This is a genomic window from Rhodococcus sp. P3_B8, from assembly GCF_056402775.1.
The window spans coordinates 1-18958 of record NZ_JBFUGT010000026.1 but is presented as its reverse complement, the minus strand read 5'-3'; the positions used below and the strand labels follow the sequence as shown (position 1 = coordinate 18958).

Genomic DNA, 18958 nt, shown 5'->3' with positions numbered 1-18958 from the left:
TCCCTGCTGCACAGATCGCGCACGTTGGTTTCGGGTGTTTGCACGCGACAGCGAACTCCACGGCCGCAAGGTCCACGAGCGGTTATTCACCGACGCAACAGGGTTGGTGAATCGACGATGGGGCGGGCCAGGCGCGGCACAGTCCCATTGACGTGTGACGGCTACGAAGTAGCCAATCTCCCCTGGTAGCAGCATGCCGTAGATCACCCGTTGACGAATGATGTGCTCTACGCCACAATACAAAGAAACGAGCAAACGTTCGTCAGTATCTGGCAGAAGAAGGAAAATCCATGAACGCTCTTTCTTGTCGTCGCGCAGCCCTTGCCGGAGTTGCCCTCAGCGCAGTCCTCAGCGTCGCGGCGTGCACGGCTAGCGCCCCGGCCGAATCGAGCGGTACTTCCGGGGGTTCGACGAGCGACGGCGGCCAGGCCCTGCCGGTCGAACAACTCTGCGGCGATCGCCCGCTGAAGATCGCGCATGTCGCTGGCTTCGGCGCCAACTCCTGGCGCAAGATCACGCAGGCCGAACTCACCGACGAGCTCTCCGCGTGCCCGAACGTGACCCTCGAGTACACCCAGGCCGACAACGACCTGCAGAAGTACATCACCGCGATCAACTCGTACACCGCACAGGGCTTCGATGCGATTGTCACCTACGACGACTTCGGCAGCCAGGCGCTGAGCGCCCTGAAGAACGCTCATGACTCCGGTGTCGTCGTCGTGCCCTATATCGCCGATCCCGGTGGGGAGGTCGGTGTCGACTACGACGGATACGTCCAGTACAACTTCGATGTCGAGGGCGACGCGATGGCCAAGTGGCTGGGCGGCCAGGTCCAGCCGGGCAGCAAGATGCTCTTCAGCGGCGGCCTGCCGGGTGGCAGCCCCTCGACCGTGGCGCTGTGGGACGGAATCAACGAGACCTCCAAGGAGCTCGGTGATCCCTTCACCCCGCTGACCAACGAGCCGCAGCCGTCGAGCTGGGACGCGGCATACGAGCAGCGCGCGATGGCCGGGGCGCTGACCAAGTACCCCGAGATCGACGCTCTGGCATCGGATTACGGTGTCGCGTCGAAGGGCGGGCTGCGAGCGTTCATCAACGCCGGCCGGCCAATCCCGCCGCTGGCGACGTCGGCGACCGACAACGAGCTCGGCTGCATGTGGTTGCAGTACCACCAGGCCAACCCGGATTTCCAGTTGCTGACCCTCGACGGCACCACGACCGTCGTGCGCATCGCAGCCCGCAAGGCATTGGCCGCGCTCAACGGACAGCCCGATAACGAGCCGGAGAACTTCAAACTTCCGACATTCGTCGACACCCTGGGCGGCAAGCTCCCGACCTGCCGCGAGGACCTGCCGCCGGACGCCGACCTGTCCTCGGCGCTCTCGCCCGAGCAGCTCTCGGCCGTCTTCCAGTAGCGGCTGGCGCGAGGGACGAGGAGTGGTCAACAATGACTCAGCAAGAGATCGTCGAGGATGTGATGTACGTGAGTGACGTACAGGTTCAGGAAGATCCGGTCCACGAGATCGCCGATCAGGACGTCGTCCTGCGGCTGGACGCGGTGGACAAGAAGTACCCGGGCGTCCACGCGATCAAGGGTGTCTCGCTCACCGTGCGGCGCGGCGAGATCCATGCGCTGGTCGGCCAGAACGGGGCGGGGAAGTCCACCCTCGTCGGCATTGCGGCCGGTTCGATCACCGCCGATTCGGGGACGGTGGAGATCGGTGGCGTCGCCGCCACCGACCCGTCCCCGGCCTGGTGCCGGGAGCAGGGGCTCGCCATCGTCTACCAGGAGCCGGCGCTTCTTCCGGATCTGACGGTGGCCGAGAACATGCGCCTGAGCATGCCCGAGGACCGCCGCCCTTCGGTCGGCGAGCAGGTCGGCTGGGCGGAAGGCATCCTCTCGCGGTGGAGCAGCGTGGCCTCGATCGATCCGCGCACTCCGGTGCGCGAGTTGCAGCCCGACGCGCGGTTCGTCGTCGAGATTGCGAAGGCCATGGCGGAAGAGCCCAAGGTCATCGTCCTGGACGAACCCACCGAGCATCTGCTGCCGCCCGCGGTGGCGGAGTTGTTCCGCCTGGTGTCGGAGTTGATCGACGCCGGTGGGGCCGTCGTGTACATCTCGCATCGGCTCAACGAGGTCAAGCAGATCGCCCACACCGTGTCCGTGCTCCGGGACGGCGCGCTGGTCGGGACGTTCGATGGCGCCGAGGTGACCGAGCAGGACGTGGTCAACCTCGTCGTCGGCCGTGAGCTCACCCGCGCGCACACCCGGGCCGAGACCCGCACGACCGCACTCGGTGACACCTTGCTCGAGGTCACCGGATTCTCCGGTACAGGGTTCGACGACCTGGACCTAACGGTCCATGTCGGCGAGATCGTCGGGTTCGCCGGTGTCGAGGGTCAAGGACAGCGCGAGGTCCTGCGTGCGCTCGGCGGCTTGGTCGCCGGGCGCGGCACCATCGAACTCGGCGGTCGGGCGGTCAAGACGTCGAGTCCGACCGCCGCGTTGGCCGGAGGAATCGCCTACCTTCCGCAYGACCGGCACCACGAGGGCATTCTTCCGGGCCTGAGTCTGCGGGAGAACGCCTCGCTGTCGTCGCTGGGGCGGTTGTCTCGCCTCGGCGTGCTCTCGCGCCTGCGCGAGCGCAAGGCCACGTCCGAGACGTTCGCGTCGATGCGGGTCAAGGCGCCCTCCGCCGAGGTCGATGTCGCCACTCTCTCGGGCGGAAACCAGCAGAAGGTCGTGCTCAGCCGAGTTCTGATGACCGAGTCGAAGCTTATTCTGGCCGACGAGCCCACCCAGGGTGTCGACATCGGCGCCCGCGAGGAGATCTACACCATCCTGCGGGAGGCGGCGACCCGCGGCGCGGCGATCATCGTGCTTTCCTCCTCTGCTGCTGAACTCGAGCAGCTCTGCGATCGGGTCATCGTCTTCTCCCGTGGCAAGGCCGCGAAGGAACTCGTCGGCGACGACCTGTCCGAGCACGGCATCGCCCAGGCCGCACTCAGTGCCACCGGCAGTCGCAGTCGCGTCGGTACCGCGCTGCGGAAAGTTACTTTCGGTCGGAAGCTGGCCCGCAACGACCTCACTCCCGCGGCGATTCTCGCGATCGCGACCATCCTGCTCGCGGGTGTGGCGATCAGCCAGAGCGAGTTCTATCTCACCGCACGCAATTTCGGGCTGATCTTGCCACTGCTGGCCACCTTGGCGTTCTTCGCGATGGCCCAGCAGGTGGTGATGATGGTCGGGGGCATCGACCTGTCGGTCGGGCCGCTGGCGGGCCTGCTGGTCGTGGTCGGCTCGTTCGTCCTGTCTGCGTACAAGACGCCGATCGGGATGATCATCGGCCTGATCGTGCTCGCACTCGTGGCCGCGGTCGTCGGTCTGGTCAACTGGACCTTGGCGGTGGTCGTCAAGATCAACCCTCTGATCGCCACCCTGGTGACCTATACCGCGATCCAGGGCATCGCATACCTGCTACGACCACTGCCGGCGGGCAAGATCGACCCGATCTTCCTTTCGTACGCGTCCACCAAACTCGGATTCATCCCGATCATGATCGTCTTGGCGATCGTCGTCGCGGTGCTGCTCGAGTTCGCGATGTACCGGACTCTATTCGGTATCCGCCTGCGCGCCACCGGATCCGCGCATGCAACCGCAGATCGAATCGGTGTGCGCACCAAGCGGATCACTCTCATCGCATATGTAGGATGCTCGGTGCTGGTCGTCCCGGCGGCCGTGCTGCTGATGGCGCAGGCCGGTACCGGAAATGCCAGCATCGGTGACAGCTACACCCTCGCCAGCATCGGTGCCGCGGTACTCGGTGGCGCCTCGATCTTCGGCGGCCGTGGCTCGTTCATCGGTGCCTGTCTCGGCGCGGTGCTCGTGATCCAGATCAATACGGTTGTGCAGTTCATCGGCTTGCCGCTGTACTGGCAGCAGTGGCTGCTCGGCGGTCTGACCATCGCCGCGGCCGCCTTCTACTCCAAGTCCCGAACCCTCGCAGAGCGGAGCTGACGCCGTGAGCGCAATGCACGCACCACAAGCACTCCCGGACACCGAACCGAAGGACTCCGGTTCTCGCCGCTGGACGCCGACCTGGAACAGCACCAGCTCGGTCATCGCGATCACCGTGGCCCTGTTCGGTTTCAGCTGGCTCATCGCACCCGGCAGCGTCTCCGGCAGCGCGATCGACTCGCTGCTGCCCTTCGCCGGGATCCTGGCGATCGCCGCGATCGGGCAGACCATCGTGGTCATGCTCAAGGGCATCGACCTGTCACTGCCCGGCATGATGACGATGGCCGCCCTGGTCAGCAGCCAGTACGCCCAGGACCACGGCAGCATCCTCACCGCGTTGCTCATCGTCGCCGCCATCGCCGTCGTCGTCGGCCTGGTCAACGGCATCGTCGTCTCGGCCTTCTCGGTGACCCCGCTGGTGGCCACCCTCGCAGTCAACGCCGTCCTGATGGGCGCCGCCCTCGCGTACTCCGGAGGAACCCCGACCCGCGCCCCTCAGAGCGTGTCCGACTTCGCACTGGAAAAGACGATCGGTGTCTCCAATACGGTGTGGCTCGCGATCGCGCTGATGATCGTGACCGTCTTCGCGACTGGCCGCACCGCCTGGGGACGCCGGGTGATCGCCGTCGGGTCGAACGAGCGCACCGCCCACGCCGCGGGCGTGCGCACCGCGCGGATCAAGATCAGCGGGTACGTCGCCGCGGCGCTGTGCTACAGCGGTGCCGGGGTATTGCTGGCCGGGTACGTGAGCACACCGAACACCAACGCCGGCACCAGCTACCTTCTGCCGGCCATCGCGGCAGTCGTCGTCGGCGGCACCGCGCTGACCGGTGGCCGCGGCAACATCATCGGCACGGCTGTCGGGGCCCTGTTCCTGAGCCAGCTCACCCAGCTGGTGCTCTCCCTCGGCGCACCGTCCTCCACCCAGTTCCTCGTCCAGGCCGTGGTCATCGCCGTCGCGGTGGGAGCACAGCAATTGGACCTGCGCCACATCCTCCACCGTCTGATTCCCGGAAAGGAACATTCATGACACACATCGGTCAGCGACTGAACAGCAAGGTGGCGTTCGTGACCGGCGCCGCCCGCGGCCAAGGCCGGTCGCACGCTCTCACCCTCGCGGACGAAGGCGCGGACCTCATCCTGCTCGACTCGGTACGCCCGATCGACCAGGTCAGCTACGCAATGCCCGAGCATGCCGACCTGAAGGAAACCGCACGCCTGGTCGAGGAACGGGGGCGCAAGGCGGTCGTGATCGAAGCCGACGTCCGCGACGAGTCGATGATCGACGCGGTCGCCGACGCCGCCACCCAACTCGGTCGACTCGACATCGTCGTCGCCAACGCCGGCGTGCTCGGAGCAGCCAAACCCTCCTGGGAGCTCACTCGCGTCGAATGGGACACCCTGATCGACATCAACCTCACCGGTGTCTGGCAGACGATGAAGGCGGCGTTGCCGCACATCATTGCCGGTGGCCATGGCGGTTCAATCATCGCGATCAGTTCCATCGCCGGTATACGCGGAGTCCCGCACGTGGCGCACTACAGCGCCGCCAAGCACGCCCTGGTCGGACTGGTCGGCTCGGTCGCGAACGAGGTTGCTCCGCACAACATCCGCGTCAACACAGTGCATCCGACCAACGTTCGCACCGACATGATCGACAACCCGACGGCGGCGAAGATCTTCCGGCCGGACCTCGAGGACCCGACCCTCGACGACGGGATCGACGTTCTCGGGCGGATCAACMTGCTTCCGGTGCCGTGGGTGGACTCCTCCGACATCTCCGAGGCCGTCCTGTGGCTGGCCAGCGACGAGTCCCGGTACGTGACCGGCACCGCGCTTCCCGTCGATGCCGGAATGCTCGCAAAGTACCCCGGCTGACAACACACTTCCCTCCAAAGACCCCAACAGAGAGAGAAAATCAATGACAGTCAATGGTGGACCGGTCCGCACGATCGCACTGATCGGACGCAAGCCGGGTATGTCGTTCGCCCAGTTCGACGAGTACTGGCGAGAAAAGCACGCCCCGCTCGCCGCGCAGGTGCCCGGCGTGATCCGCTACGTGCAGCGGCACGTCGTTCCGCAGGAAGGTGCCACCGAACCCGACAACGGATTCGGGATCGACGGTCTGGCCGTTCTCGACTACGAGAGCGCCGAGGCGATGGAGGCCGGTTGGGCATCCGAGGACGGTCAGGCGGCACTCGCGGATGTCGAGAACTTCATCGGCAAGCACTACGTCGTGGTCCTCGAGGACCACGTCGTCGTCGACGACGCCTGAAGCCGTCGGCGTCCCTTACACGCAGACACTAGTTAGGAGCCCGTCATGGATGTGGGCGTCGTTTACTTCTTCACCGATCAGGGTCCGGACCCCATTGAGTTCGGGCAGGCCGCGGAAGGGTACGGATTCGAGTCCCTGTTCGTGCCCGAACACACACATTTCCCGGTGTCCCGTAAAACCGACTACCCGATCCCCTATGGCGGGCCCGAACTACCCGGGTTCTACCTACGCACCTACGACCAAATCGTCACGATGTCGATGATCGCCGCACACACGCAGACGATCATGCTCGGGACCGGCATCTGCCTCCTCGCCCAACACGATCCGATCGCCAAAGCCAAGCAGATCGCCACCCTCGACCACCTCTCCGGCGGCCGCGTCATCTGCGGCGTCGGCATGGGGTGGAACGTCGAGGAGGCCGAGGCACACGGCGTCGTGTGGAAGCAGCGCTATTCGACCGTCCGCGACAAGCTCAAGGTCATGCAGGCACTGTGGACCCAGGAGGAGGCGAGTTACGACGGGCAGCGGGCGTCCCTCGCCCCCTCCTGGGCGTGGCCCAAACCCGCGCAACCGAATGGTCCACGCACCTACCTCGGCGGCGCCGGTCCGACCACGATGCGGCACGCCGCCGAGTGGGCCGACGCCTGGTACGTCGTGCCCTCGGCGGAGGATCCGACTCTGTCGAAGACGGTGCCCGAGTTTCGTAGGGTCGTCGAGGAGTCCGGTCGTGATCCCGAGTCCGTGGGTATCGCGGTGGCCTCGGCGCCGCCGGATCCTGCAGCACTCGAGAGCTATCGAGAATTGGGGATCGAACGGGCAGTGCTGTGGGTCGATCCGGCAGATGACCCGGGCGAGGGCATGCGCAACCTCGAGACGGTCTCCAAGGTCCTCGCACAGATCTCCTGACAAACCTTCCAGAACTCACCCCTCACAGGAGGACTCGAAACCATGAACACCACTACCGCGGATGTGAGCATCGCCGAGGTCGCCGAGCGACTGATACGACTCGAAGACGTCCGCGCAATCGAACAGCTCAAGTACCGCTACGCCGGCTTCTGCGACAACGGCTACGACCCGGAGGGCATCGCCGGCCTGTTCGTCGACGACGGCCGGTGGGTCGTGGACGGCGAGGGTGGATCCATGACCGGCCACGAGGAGATCAAGGCGCACTTCCGGGCGTTGTCGGACAAGATCACCTGGGCTCTGCACTACATGATCGCCCCACGTGTGGAGCTCGCCGACGACGGCCAGAGCGCAACCGGATACTTCTACCTGCTGTGCCTGTGCACCATCGAGAACAGCCAGGACGCCACCAAGAAGGACCCGGTCATCCTGACGATCAACTACACCGATCAGTTCGTCAAGCGCGACGGCACCTGGTATTTCCAGGAACTGCGCGGACGCACCCACCAGGTGTCCAATTGGGACCAGGGCTGGGTCAAGCAGCCCTTCCGCGACTGAGGCTGCGGCAGCACCCATTCGGCCGCTCCGGCCATCCCGAGCGAGGCCGAGTTGTCAACTGCGGGGCTACGGGGTCACCTCCGTCGCCCCGCACAGCGGGGCATCCCATCCGCGACGGAAGTGGCACAACACCTATCCGCCGGTCCGCTCCTTTCAATTGTTCGACGGGTGGGCCTCACGCTTTGCTGTGGGCCGCGATCCAGGAATCACGCAGTGCAGCGCATTTGGAAGTTATCGCCATGCAGCCCAGCCGATTCGGAAAGATAGCGTCTACTGATGTAGACGCTCATGTCGAGCGTTATAAGCGACTGCGGCGCAAGAAGCGGGACGGCGCAGTAGGAGGTCGCGTCCTCCGGCGGAGACCGATGCGCACGCGATGGTTCGTGTGGCGCTGGCCTGGCTGCCCTACGGCGGCGTTCCGTCCGACGAACTGCTGGTGCACTTCGCACTGACGGAAGATCAGTTCGTCGCCGCACTCTGGCAGATCGTGGCCGACGGTCACTGTGCTCGAGAGGATGCGCGGGACATTGCCGAGCATTACCCGCGGTCGACGAACAACTGAGGAGCGCCGAGTTCGCACCGATCCGGTGCGTGGCGGCATGGGCGGCCGGTGCGATAAGTGGCCGTGTATTCATCATCAACGTTTCAGGGAGGAAATTGTGATCGAAACTGCCAGTGGAACCGGGACTCGTCTTGCCGATCGGACGGCGGTGATCACCGGCGGCGCGTCGGGGATCGGCCGGGCCAGCGCTCTACGATTCGCGTCCGAAGGCGCTGAGGTCGTCGTATGGGACCTCGATCCGGTCGGGATCGATGCGGTGGTCACCGAGATCCGCCGGGCGGGCGGCCGGGCTCACGGGGTGGCGGTCGATATCTCCGACGCGTCGGCGGTGGCAGCGGCGGCCGCCGAGACCGCGGGTGTGGCGGGTGAGGTGACGGTGCTGATGAACAACGCCGGTGTGCTCCGATTATGCCCCGCTCCTCGACACCGACGAGGCGCTGTGGGACCGCATCATCGGCGTCAATCTCAAGGGCATGTTCTTGGTGACCCGCGCGGTGTTGCCGTCGATGATTGCTGCTGGCGGTGGGTCGATCGTTAACACCGCCTCGGTCGCCGCGTTCATCGCCGGTGGGGGCGGTGCTGCGTACACCAGTTCCAAGCATGGTGTGGTCGGGTTCACCCGGCAGATGTCGTTCGACTACGCGCACCAGAATGTGCGGGTGAACGCGATCGCGCCCGGTGCGGTGGAAACCGGGATGTCCAAGGATATCTTGTACAACGAGGATCTGCCGGTCGTGGAGGCGCTGCGTAGTGCACCGGCGGGCCGGCACGCGCAGCCAGAGGAGTTGGCGAACGTCGCGCTGTTCCTGGTCAGCGACGAGGCGAGCTTTGTGCACGGCGCGGTCTACGTCGCGGACGGCGGTTGGACCATCCGCTGACTTCCCTACTTCGACGACAAAGGGGGCTCGGACCGGATCGCGGTCCGAGCCCCCTTTGTCAGTGCTCGTCCCGTCATGCAAGGCATCTCGGGTGTTGTCGAGCACGACCCGCAGAGTGCGCGGGAGTGCTCTCCGGCTCCGGACTCGCGACGCCGTCGTGTGAACCGCCCGGAACCGGAGAGCGTTTGGGAGCCGACCCGCAAGGATGACGCAACGGCTGGTATGCGGTCTCGCGGTCGGCGATCAGGGGGGTTGAGTGTGGGTCTACAGCCGGGAGCGGCGGGCGCACTCCACGCTCAGCAGGCCGAGGACTCCGATAGTGACCATGGCGTAGGTGGCGCTGCCGGTGGCGTCGATGATCAACCCCAGCATCGGGGCGGCCAGGACTGCTCCGACGTTGCTGRCGGTGACAATGAGTCCGCTCGTCTGGTAGTTCGCCTGCGGCTGAGACAGTTCCGCCRCCCATGCCCAGTAGGTGCCACCGTAGAGCGATGCTGCCAGGAACATCATGCACAGGTAGATCCCGAGAGTGCTCGCGGGAATCCCGGGCAGGGCGACCACCATGATGCCGGCCAGACCGGCACCGATCATGTTCGTCTGGAATCGCTCGCCGCGGAAGAGCCGGTCCGACATCAGCCCGCCGACGGGAGCCGCGACGAGTTTGAACATGAAGGTGACGCCGATGATCGCCGAGGCTTCGAGCAGCGTCATGCCGCGGTCTTGTTCGAGGAACAAAGGCAGGGCGTAGGAAAGCCCGTAAAGGGTGATCGCCGTGCCTGCCCCGTACAGCGAGGACCACCACACACGGGAGCTGCGCAGCGCCTCGGCGAGTGATCCCGGTTTGGGGAGCGCGTCGAAACGGGTCGAGTGCGGGCGCCGGCGTCCGACAGGTTCGGCAACGAGGGCGTCCATCGAGGGCACACCGGGGTGGGCCTTATGGAAGTCCTTGACAGTGAGCACGAACAACGCACCGCAGGCGACGCTCGGGACCACGGTCAGCCACATCGAGGCGACCTCCCACGACATGCCGCTGTCGGTCAGCAGCGGTCCGGCGAACGAGGTGATCGAGAAGCCGACACCCAGGAAGCCCATCAGCAGACCGGTCGCGAAACCGCGACGGTTCTTCGGGAACCACAAGGATGCATGGGTGGCCAGGGACGCATTCATCACGCCGCCGCAGCAGCCCAGGAGCAGACGCAGCACGAGCATCCCGGTATAGGACTCACCGACCACCGGGATCAAAAGCGCCGAAACGGCGTTGCACAGCAGGCCGATGACGACGATCTTCTTCACCCCGATACGGGCGGCCCACTTGCCGGCGAAGACCGGAACCACGCAGAACGTGAGCATCGATGCGGTGGTGAGCAACGACAGTTGGGTGGCGTTGATTCCCCAGTCGTCCTGGATGACCGTGCCGAACACGGCGACGGTGTTCAGGCCGATGAAGCAGCACATGAAGCACAGCAGGCTGACCAGCAGGACCCACCAACTGTAGAGGGGTGCACGTGTGTAGGTCACACGCGCGCCGGTGAGCGTCGAGGTTGTCATGACGTGCTCCTGTGTCTGGGGCGCCGCCGACGAGGCAGGAGGCGCAGTCGGGACGAGCGCGACGGACCGGAGTGCACACGGCGCGTTGTGAATTCGACCGTGAATCGCATCCGGAATGGAAGGCATGCGGTAGCTCGGAATAGAACCGCCACAGAAAAACGAACGTACGTATGCTAGTGCGGCATCGCTTGTCGTGTCAACGGTCACAACGAGGATGCCGGACCGGCCGCGCGCACAGCGTTCGAGTGGTGAGTGACCACCGGGATTCGGTCGCGGAACGCGCAAAACGCCCGGCTGGTGCACCAGCCGGGCGTTTACGGGGGGTCGACGAACAGTGTCAGGCGAGCGAGACGGTGACCGCCTTGCTCTGCAGGTAGCCGTCGAGGGCTTCGCCGCCCATCTCCTTGCCCCAGCCGGACTGCTTGAAGCCGCCGAACGGCAGCGCGGCGTCGAAGACGTTGTAGCAGTTGACCCATACCGCGCCGGCGTTGACCGCCTCGGCGAAGCGGTGAGCGCGACCGACGTTGCTCGTCCACACACCGGCCGCCAGACCGTAGGTGGTGTCGTTCGCGCGGCGCAACACTTCGGCTTCGTCGTCGAACGGCATCAGCGAAACCACCGGGCCGAAGATCTCCTCCCGGGCGATGGTCATGTCGTCGACGACTCCGCCGAGCACGGTCGGCTCGAGGTAGTAGCCGGGCTCGCGGGTCTGGGCACCACCGGCGATGATCTCCGCCCCGTCACTGAGCGCGCCCTCGACGAAGGTCTTGACCTTGGAGCGGTGCTGGTCGGAGATCATCGGGCCGACCAGGACGCCGCGCTCGGCACTGGGGCCGATCTTGATCTCCGGCACCCTGGCGGCGATACGAGTCTGAACCTCGTCGTAGACGTTGCGCTGCACATACAGTCGCGACCCGGCAGTGCAGGCCTCACCCTGGGCATAGAGGACGGCACCGAGCACTCCGTCGACGGCGATGTCGAGATCGGCGTCGTCGTAGATGACATTGGGGGATTTGCCGCCGAGTTCGAGCGTCAGCTTGCTCAGGTTCGATGCCGCCGCGACGACGATCCTCTTGCCGGTCTCGACCGAGCCGGTGAACGCGACCTTGTCGACCTGCGGGTGACCGGCCAACGGAGCACCGGCGTCCGCACCTGTTCCGGTGATCACGTTGACCACTCCGTCGGGCACACCGGCTTCGACGGCCAACTCTGCCAGGCGCAGCGGGGCCAGGGAGGCGAGTTCGGCGGGTTTGAGCACCACGGTGCATCCGGCGGCGAGCGCCGGAGCCAGCTTCCAGACCGCGGCGAGCGCAGCTCCGTTCCAGGGGATGATCTGCGCGACGACGCCGACCGGCTGCCGCCGGGTGTAGGAGAAGAAGTCTCCGGGGTTCTGCCGCGACAGCGGGATGGTGCGTCCCTCGAGCTTGGTGGTCCACCCGGCCATGTAGCGCAGCAGGTCGGCCATGTTCGGCAGGTCGATGTCGCGGATGAACGCGTAGGGCTTTCCGCAGTCCTGGGTGTCGATGAGGGCGATCTCGTCCGCGTTGGCCTCGACGAGGTCCGCGAAGCGGTGCAGGATCCGGGCGCGGGCCTCGGCCGGCAGCCGCCGCCACGGGCCGTCGTCGAATGCGCGGCGGGCAGCCTGCACCGCCAATTCGACATCGCGCGGGCCGCCTGCGGCGATCTCGGCGAGCTTTTCTCCGGTCGACGGGTTGAAGACGTCGACAGTGCCGCCTTCGACCGGATCCACCCACTTACCGTCGATCAGCAGTTGATGACGGCTGGGGCTGGTCTCGGACATCTTTTCTCCTTCAGGTAGAGCTGCTCGGCGAACACACGAACGCTGGCGGCGATGATGCGGCCGTGGGTGCCGCCCGGCGCGCGCGGAAGTCCTCGGGACCCGGCACGCTTACCACATACGAACGATTGTTTTCTTACGGTACCGGGTGGGCACCCATCCATGTCAACGATCGGCGCCCACCGGGAGATCAGGGGATGTTGCCGCGGTAGCGGGCCGACCGGTACGGGATCGGCCAGTCGAGCGTGTCCTCGACGCCGAGTTCCTTTGCCGCCTTGAGCGGCCACATCGGCTCGCGCAGCAGGTTCCGTCCGACGAAAACAGCGTCCGCGGCTCCGTCGACGAGGACTTGCTCGGCCTGGGAGGAGTCGGTGATCAGCCCGACGGCCGCGACCGGCAGGGATGTGTCGTTGCGAATCCGGCGAGCGAACGGCACCTGGTATCCCGGTCCCACGGTGATCTTCTGCTCCGGGGTTAGGCCACCGCTGGAGACGTCGACGAGGTCGATCCCGGAACCCTCGAGCGAGCGAATCAGTGCGACGCTGTCGTCGACGTCCCAGCCGTCCTCGGCCCAGTCGGTGGCGGAGATCCGCAGCAACAGCGGCAACTCCTCCGGCCAGACCGCGCGAACAGCGGCGATGATCTCCCGCAGCAGCCGGGCGCGGCGGTGGGGGTCTCCGCCGTAGTCGTCGGTGCGCCGGTTGGTGATCGGCGACAGGAACTGGTGGAGCAGGTATCCGTGTGCGGCGTGGATCTCGACGACCCGGAATCCTGCGGCCAGGGCACGGGTGGCGGCGTCGGCGAAGTCGGTGACCACCTTCGCGATGTCGGCGACGGTCATCTCGCGTGGCACCGCCTGGTCTCCCCAGGCGGTCGCCGAGGGACCGACCGTCTCCCAGCCGCCCTCGCTGATCGGGACGGTGCCGTCGCCCTCCCAGGGAACCTGCGCGGAGGCCTTGCGGCCGGCGTGCGCGAGTTGGATACCGGGGATCGATCCGTGCTCCGTGACGAACCGATTGATGCGGGCGAACGCCTCGAGCTGCGTGTCGTTCCACAGCCCGGTGCACTTGGGGCTGATCCGCCCTTCCGGGCTGACCCCGGTCGCCTCGGTGAGAACCAGGCCGGCCTTGCCCTTGGCGAACGAGCCGAGGTGCACGAGATGCCAGTCGTCGGGTACGCCGTCGTCGGCGGAGAATTGACACATCGGCGCCACCCAGAGACGGTTTCGGAAGGTCACACCGCGCAGGGTCAGCGGTGAGAACAGCCGCGTTCGATGAATAGTGGGTTGAGACAACACGAACTCCTAGGTCGGGGTGGTGCGGCTATTCCAGCGTCGAGCCGGCCTTCGGGCCCTCGAGGAACTTGTTGGGGGTCAGGAAGAAACACAGCACCAGTGCCCCGTTCGGCGCAGAGGCGCGGTGCTGGTTGCCCTGCGGGCGCCACGAGAAGTTCCCGACGGTGGTCTCGCCTTCCTCGTCGACGATGCTTCCTTCGAGCACCCAGGTCTGCTCGATCCGGACGTGCTCGTGCAGCGGCAGGACCGATCCGGGCTGCCAGCGGAACAGGGCGGTGAGCAGACCGCTCTCCTCATCCTTGAGCAGCACCTTGATATCGATGCCTTCGTACCCGGAAGGGCGCCAGGGCAGGGCGTCGACGTCGACGTAGCGCGAGGCCATCGGCGGAAGTGCGTTGAGTTCGTCGGCGAAGGGGGTGATCGCGGGCATGATGGTGTTTCTTTCTGTGTTGTGGTGTGCGGGTGAGCGAGTCAGAACGACCGCGGCAATCCCAGGTACTTCTCACCGATGTGGTTGCGGAGCATCTCGTTGGTCAGTGGGGCGAAGGTGTAGAGGCGGGCGTCGCGGAACAACCGCTCCATCGGGTACTCCTTGCTGAACCCGGATCCGCCCATCAGACGCATGCCGGCGTCGGTGACGGCGACCGCCGCATCGGAGGCGGCGACCTTGGCCATGGCGCTGAGAATGTCGGCGCGTTTCCCGGTGGCGGTGGCCTCGGCGGCCTGGAGCATCAGGGCCCGGGCCGACTCGATCGCGATGGCGCCGTCGACGAGCCGGTGCTGGCCGGCTTGGAAGCTGCCGACCGGACGCCCGAACACCTGACGCTGGCGGCCGTAGTCGACGGCGGCTTCCAGCGCGCCCCGCGCGATCCCGAGTGCGGCGGCGGCGGCGTTGAGTCGTTCCCCGTTGAGAGTGCCCAGCACCTGCCGGAACCCCTGGTCGACGTGCCCGAGGACGGCGGAGGCATCGATTTCGACGTTGTCGAAGGTGACCTCGCAGGTGTCCAGGCTGTGGATGGCGAAGGTATCGAGTTCCCGCACGGTGATGCCGGGAGTGTCGGTCGGGACAACGAACATGGTGATGCCGTCGATCGGCGAAGACTCAGGCGTCGAGGTCCGGGCCAGGACGATGAGATTCCTCGCGTGCTGCGGACCCGAGATCCAGGTTTTGGCGCCGTTGAGTACCCACCGGCCGCCATCGGACTTCTTTGCCCGGGTGCGCATGACGCGAGCGACGTCGGTGCCGCCGTCGGGTTCGGTCAGCGCGAAGGCGACCCGCTCGCTGCCGTCGAGGAGTGGGGCCAGGACGGTGCTGCGCTGCTGGTCGCTGCCGTACTCGGTGAGCAGTCCGACGCCCATGTACTGCACGACGAGGCACACCGCCATCGAGGTCGGGCCGGCGGCGAGCTCTTCGAGGACGATGATCTGGAGTCTCGGGTCGGCGCCGCTCGTGYCGTCGGCCTGGGCATCGAGTCCGATCAGCCCGGCCTCCCCTAGCGCCCGGTACAGCTCGAGGTCGAACGCGTTGGCATCATCGAGTTCCCTGACCCGCTGCGGGGGTGCACATCGTTCGATGATCTCTCGCACCATCTCGCGCAGATCCGCTTGCTCCGTGGTGTCCGGCAGGGTGCCGCTTCCGATCATGAGACTCCTCCGACTCGGGGTGACCGCGCCCTTCGGGATACAAAGGTGCGGCCGTCGCGCTGTGACCAGGTCACCCATCCCACAATACAAACGAACGCACGTTTTTCCAAGGGGCCGGAAGGCCATTCCGTCCACCTAGACAAACAAACACCCGTTCGTATAGCGTGTGTGATGCCCATTACAGAGGGCGTGCAGGCCGCACGGTCCCACAACGCAACCGGCCCCGCCCTCACTCGTCGTGAACTCGCGTTTCACCCGCGAAAGACGGCACCGACCATCACGAGAAAGGGTGACCATGCCTCCCACCGAGACCGCTGTCGACTGGAGTCGGCTCTGGTCGGAACCGTCGATGCTCCGCCTGCGACGTGACCGCCGAAGTTTCTTCACCGTTGCCTGGAGCGTTTTCGCGGTGGCATTCTGCGCGCTCGTCGGCTTCGCCGCCTTCGCCCCGGAGATCATCGCCAAACGCCCCGTAGCGGGTCTGAGCGTCGGGCTGATCCTGTCCCTGGCCTACGTCGCGACGGTGATGAGCCTCGGCGCCTGGTACGTGCGCCGCGCACGCCACTGGGACATCCTGGCCGCGGCCGTGCTGAGCGTGCCCGCCACCCGGGAGCGAGAGGTCGCGGACAATGTCTGACGGATTCAACACCACCGCCGTCGTCGTCACCATCCTGCTGCTGGCGACCACCTTCGTGGCGACCTACTTCGCCTCGCGCCGCACGAAGACGTCGGCGGAGTTCTGGACGGCCGGCGGCGGTATGACCGGACGCAAGAACGGCACCGCCATCGCCGGCGACTTCCTGTCCTCGGCCTCCCTGCTGGGTTACGCCGGGCTGGCCTACCTCTACGGCATGGACGGCATCGTCTACGCGATCTTCGCGTGCGGGATCTTCCTGATGGTGATGTTCCTGATCGCCGAAAAGCTGCGCAATCTGGGGCGTTTCACGTTCGCCGACGCGCTCGCCACCCGACTGCGGTCCGGTCCGGTCCGCATCGTCTCGGCGATCTCGACGCTCTTCATCTGCGTCTTCTACCTCCTCGCCCAGATGGTTGCGGGCGGCGTGCTGATGGAGGCACTCGCCGGAATCGACTTCTCCTGGGGCGTGGTGATTGCCGCGGTCCTCATGCTGACCTATGTGCTCTTCGGCGGAATGCTCGCCACGACGTGGCTGCAGATCATCAAGGCCGTGGCCCTGATGAGCGTCGTCGCGCTGCTGGTGATCCTGGTTCTCATCCGGATCGATCCCAACCCGCTCAACATCATCGAGCAGGCGGTCTCGCAGAGTAAATTCGGCGATCACTACCTGGCCACCGGCAACTCCTTCAAGGGGCCCTGGAACATCATCTCCATGGCAGTGGCCGTGACGTTGTCCGCGGTGGGCCTGCCTCATGTGCTGATGCGGTTCTTCACCGTTCCCGACGCCATCGAGGCACGCAAGTCCGCGATCTGGGCGATCAGCCTGATCGGTGGATTCAACGTCCTCATCGCGTTCCTCGGCATCTCGGCACGCGCCGCCCTCGGCGCCGGCGGGGAGGAAATCGCCGGCAAGGGCGGCAATCTCGCCCTGCCCGCCTTGACCGTCTGGCTCGGCGGCGGGGACGGCTTCGCGTCCGACCTGCTGCTGGCGCTGGTGGTCGCGGTCTCGATCGCCACGCTGCTGGCGGTATCGGCCGGCTTGGTCCTCAGCGCGTCGAGCACGATCGCCCACGACCTGTGGGCCAAGACGTTCCACCGTCCCGAAACCGAGGAAATGACGGTCGGCCGGATCGCGGCGGTGGCGTTGGTGATCGTCACCGTCGGTGTCACCCTGGCCATCGGCGGCACCCAGAACGTGACCTTCCTGGCCACGCTGGCGACCTCCACCGCGGCCAGCGCGAACTTCCCCGTCCTGATCATGACATTGCTCTGGCGGCGGATGCGTACCCTCGGCGCCGTAGTCGGGGCGCTGTCGGGTCTGCTGACGGCGCTGGCGCTGATTCTGACCGGTCCGCTGGTGTGGCCGAGTCTGGCTCCGCTGCTGTCGGATTCACTGACGACCACCGCACCCTTCCCGCTGGCCTTCCCGATCCTGCTGTCGGTGCCCGCCGGATTCCTCGGGTGCATCGTGGGCAGCTACCTCAGTCGCGAGCCCGCAAATGACGCCGCCTTCGACGAACTTCAAGTGCGAGCCCTGACCGGGGCAGGTCTGGACAAGACGAAGACCCTCGCGCACTGATCCCCTCACGGCGGCGTTCGACCGGAAGCTGTCATCTCCGGGCGAACGCCGCCGTGCATTCCCGATTGGTCGCCGAACTTCTACCGTCGCCGACCCCGACTGAAGGAGAAATGTATGTCCGTCAAGATCGTTGCGCTGATCACCTCGAAGTCCGAGCTCTCTCGCGACGAGTTCCTCCGGTACTGGAACGTCGAGCACCCCCAGTACGTATGGAAGCTCCCGGAACTCGAGCGCTACGTGCAGAACCCGGCAATCGAGCATCGCACGGAATGGGCGTACGACGGGATGGCGGAGCTGTGGTTCCCCTCCGTCGCCGCGGTGGCCCAGGCGTTCTCCTCGCCGGAGGCGGACGCCGTCCGCGAGCACGAGGAAGAGTTCATCGGGAACATCACCTGGTTCCTCGCCTCCGAGTCGGAGATCGTGCCGGTCTGAACGGCGCCGTCGAGGTCAGGGTTCGCGCAGAACGCCCTCCTGGGAGGCCGACGCGATGCGCGCACCCGCCTCGGTGGTGAAGTCGCAGGTGCACAGGCACCGGCCACCGGTCGCGATCGGACTGACCTGCCGACACAGCATCCACTCGTTCACCGAGAACGGCCGGTGGAACCACATCGCGTGGTCGATGCTGGCACCGGCGATCACCCGGTTGCCGTACCAGGAGCGCCCGTGCGGCATCAGCGCCGGGTCGAGCAGGGTCAGGTCGCTGACATATGCCAACAGGGCAGTGTGCAGAAGCGGCTCGTCCGGGACCGTGGTGGCCGCGCGCACCCAGAATTGCTGCTCGGGATTCCGGGTGCCGGCCGCGGCCAGCGCCTCAGGATGTTCGAGAAAGCGGAAATCGAAGGGGTGGGGTTGCGACCACCACTCCGGCAGCATCGCACTCTCGCCCTCGAGTTGCTCGTGCAGCGGCAACAGTTCGTCCGGTGCAGTCCCGGTCAGGGGCGGGGACCATTCGTGCTCAGGGCCGTCCTGCTCGGTGGCGAACGAGAGCTGCAGTGTCGCCAGCACATCATCGCCCTGGGTGGCGGTGACGGCGCGAGCGCTGTAGGAGCGGCCGTCTCGCAGAATCGTCACCTGATAGGCGACGGGCGCACCAGGGTCTCCACCCCGCAGGAACAGCGTATGCAGCGAATGCGGATACCGGTCGGCGGGCACGGTCGCACCGGCCGCCATCACGGCCTGYGCGAGAACCTGTCCGCCGAAGAGCCGGGGAAGTTTGCGCACCGAGGTCGGACCATCGAACCGGCTCACCCCCGCGGGGGTCACT

General features: G+C 66.2%; 18 protein-coding genes and 1 pseudogene. 13 read left to right on the top strand and 6 right to left on the bottom strand.

Annotated elements, in window-relative coordinates; all coding sequences use genetic code 11:
- The first annotated feature begins 290 nt into the window (after positions 1 to 290).
- From AC1D1G_RS12730 to AC1D1G_RS12685, 10 genes and pseudogenes are all read left to right on the top strand, one after another.
- Complete coding sequence (locus AC1D1G_RS12730) at positions 291 to 1415, top strand: substrate-binding domain-containing protein (protein ID WP_317568703.1); 1125 nt, start codon at positions 291 to 293, stop codon at positions 1413 to 1415.
- A gap of 62 nt (positions 1416 to 1477) precedes the next feature.
- Positions 1478 to 4018: an ATP-binding cassette domain-containing protein gene (locus AC1D1G_RS12725; protein ID WP_411194587.1), complete on the top strand. Its 2541-nt coding sequence runs from the start codon at positions 1478 to 1480 to the stop codon at positions 4016 to 4018.
- A gap of 13 nt (positions 4019 to 4031) precedes the next feature.
- Positions 4032 to 5048: an ABC transporter permease gene (locus tag AC1D1G_RS12720; RefSeq protein ID WP_317568773.1), complete on the top strand. Its 1017-nt coding sequence runs from the start codon at positions 4032 to 4034 to the stop codon at positions 5046 to 5048.
- On the top strand, positions 5045 to 5896 hold the full coding sequence (locus AC1D1G_RS12715) for a mycofactocin-coupled SDR family oxidoreductase (protein ID WP_477952366.1): 852 nt from the start codon (positions 5045 to 5047) through the stop codon (positions 5894 to 5896). The genes AC1D1G_RS12720 and AC1D1G_RS12715 overlap by 4 nt, the downstream gene beginning before the upstream one ends.
- Before the next feature lie 43 nt (positions 5897 to 5939).
- Entirely contained in the window at positions 5940 to 6293 is a 354-nt protein-coding gene (locus AC1D1G_RS12710; protein WP_283351247.1) for an EthD family reductase, read from the top strand.
- Positions 6294 to 6338: 45 nt separating this feature from the next.
- Positions 6339 to 7199 (top strand): LLM class F420-dependent oxidoreductase, encoded by an 861-nt coding sequence (locus AC1D1G_RS12705; protein WP_025433368.1) that lies wholly within the window; start codon positions 6339 to 6341, stop codon positions 7197 to 7199.
- Positions 7200 to 7241: 42 nt separating this feature from the next.
- Positions 7242 to 7754, top strand: coding sequence for a nuclear transport factor 2 family protein (locus AC1D1G_RS12700; RefSeq protein WP_283351245.1), 513 nt, complete (start codon positions 7242 to 7244; stop codon positions 7752 to 7754).
- 376 nt (positions 7755 to 8130) lie between these two features.
- Positions 8131 to 8316, top strand: coding sequence for a hypothetical protein (locus tag AC1D1G_RS12695; RefSeq protein ID WP_283351244.1), 186 nt, complete (start codon positions 8131 to 8133; stop codon positions 8314 to 8316).
- Positions 8270 to 8677 (top strand): annotated as a pseudogene (locus tag AC1D1G_RS12690) (SDR family NAD(P)-dependent oxidoreductase); the annotation flags it as partial. The gene AC1D1G_RS12695 and the pseudogene AC1D1G_RS12690, both read left to right, overlap by 47 nt.
- Positions 8678 to 8711: 34 nt before the next feature.
- On the top strand, positions 8712 to 9194 hold the full coding sequence (locus AC1D1G_RS12685; RefSeq protein ID WP_477952364.1) for an SDR family oxidoreductase: 483 nt from the start codon (positions 8712 to 8714) through the stop codon (positions 9192 to 9194).
- A gap of 264 nt (positions 9195 to 9458) precedes the next feature.
- On the opposite strand, the gene AC1D1G_RS12680 is transcribed toward AC1D1G_RS12685, so the two are convergent.
- From AC1D1G_RS12680 to AC1D1G_RS12660, 5 genes are all read right to left on the bottom strand, one after another.
- Entirely contained in the window at positions 9459 to 10742 is a 1284-nt protein-coding gene (locus tag AC1D1G_RS12680; RefSeq protein WP_477952362.1) for an MFS transporter, read from the bottom strand.
- Positions 10743 to 11079: 337 nt separating this feature from the next.
- Complete coding sequence (locus tag AC1D1G_RS12675) at positions 11080 to 12543, bottom strand: aldehyde dehydrogenase family protein (RefSeq protein WP_317568699.1); 1464 nt, start codon at positions 12541 to 12543, stop codon at positions 11080 to 11082.
- A 187-nt stretch (positions 12544 to 12730) separates the two neighbouring features.
- The gene (locus tag AC1D1G_RS12670; RefSeq protein ID WP_283351241.1) at positions 12731 to 13834 is read right to left on the bottom strand and encodes an NADH:flavin oxidoreductase/NADH oxidase; all 1104 of its coding nucleotides are present in this window, start codon (positions 13832 to 13834) and stop codon (positions 12731 to 12733) included.
- Between the two features lie 28 nt (positions 13835 to 13862).
- A complete protein-coding gene (locus tag AC1D1G_RS12665) occupies positions 13863 to 14264 on the bottom strand; it encodes a cupin domain-containing protein (RefSeq protein ID WP_477952360.1) in 402 nt (133 codons plus the stop codon).
- Positions 14265 to 14305: 41 nt separating this feature from the next.
- Complete coding sequence (locus tag AC1D1G_RS12660; protein WP_477952359.1) at positions 14306 to 15478, bottom strand: acyl-CoA dehydrogenase family protein; 1173 nt, start codon at positions 15476 to 15478, stop codon at positions 14306 to 14308.
- Positions 15479 to 15773: 295 nt separating this feature from the next.
- Here AC1D1G_RS12660 and AC1D1G_RS12655 point away from each other — a divergent pair, with 295 nt between their 5' ends.
- The 3 genes from AC1D1G_RS12655 to AC1D1G_RS12645 all read left to right on the top strand — a co-directional run bounded on the left by AC1D1G_RS12655 (position 15774) and on the right by AC1D1G_RS12645 (position 18126).
- A complete protein-coding gene (locus AC1D1G_RS12655) occupies positions 15774 to 16115 on the top strand; it encodes a DUF485 domain-containing protein (protein ID WP_477952389.1) in 342 nt (113 codons plus the stop codon).
- The gene (locus AC1D1G_RS12650; RefSeq protein ID WP_025433374.1) at positions 16108 to 17694 is read left to right on the top strand and encodes a solute symporter family protein; all 1587 of its coding nucleotides are present in this window, start codon (positions 16108 to 16110) and stop codon (positions 17692 to 17694) included. Before AC1D1G_RS12655 ends, AC1D1G_RS12650 begins: the two co-directional genes overlap by 8 nt.
- Positions 17695 to 17808: 114 nt before the next feature.
- Positions 17809 to 18126 (top strand): EthD family reductase, encoded by a 318-nt coding sequence (locus AC1D1G_RS12645; protein ID WP_005565859.1) that lies wholly within the window; start codon positions 17809 to 17811, stop codon positions 18124 to 18126.
- Between the two features lie 15 nt (positions 18127 to 18141).
- Here AC1D1G_RS12645 and AC1D1G_RS12640 read toward each other — a convergent pair whose 3' ends face one another.
- A complete protein-coding gene (locus AC1D1G_RS12640) occupies positions 18142 to 18957 on the bottom strand; it encodes an acyl-CoA thioesterase (protein WP_477952357.1) in 816 nt (271 codons plus the stop codon).
- Position 18958 lies beyond the last annotated feature (1 nt).